General features: G+C 60.4%; 1 pseudogene. It reads left to right on the top strand.

Features of this window, described 5'->3' with window-relative positions:
- Positions 1–79: 79 nt before the first annotated feature.
- A pseudogene (locus C9427_RS34595) lies at positions 80–515 on the top strand (Ulp1 family isopeptidase); the annotation flags it as partial.

The following is a 515-nucleotide window of genomic DNA, read 5'->3' as shown; positions in this document are numbered from 1 at the left end:
CGCGATGCTCTCTTTCTTGGACCGCCCTGGCCCCTTGCCGGATGCTGGCCAAGCGCGGCAAGCGGGCTTTGAGCAGCACGTGGCCGAGCCGCGCCGAGCCGAACCTGTCGCGAGTGGCGCCCGTGCTTCCCGCTATCCCCATCTGTCCGACGAACACCGGGACCTTATTGATAGAGCGATCGCCCACACTGCGGCCCAGGAAAAATATAACGAGACCACGGCCCGAAAATACACGTCTGCACTTCGCCGGTTGGCGAATGATCTCAGCGCTCGTGGCCAAGCGACCGATCTAAGAAATCACAAATCCCTGGTCGAACACGTCCGTGCTTTCTTTCCGAAAAGCGATGATATGAAGAGCGCGTTGCACGTCCTGCGTGCGTATCATGAGCCGGGCCATTCAGCTACCTGCGGGCGGCCAGTGGCGGTGCCCTCAAAGGCAGACGCGCATGTCTTGGAACAAGTGGCCAGTGACAGCAGATTGGCCCCAAACACCCGTGCTGCCTATGGTGGTAATC

Origin of the sequence: Mesorhizobium helmanticense (assembly GCF_003034915.1) — a bacterium.
Classification (GTDB): Bacteria; Pseudomonadota; Alphaproteobacteria; order Rhizobiales; family Rhizobiaceae; genus Mesorhizobium; species Mesorhizobium helmanticense.
This window is presented reverse-complemented; position numbering and strand designations above follow the sequence as displayed.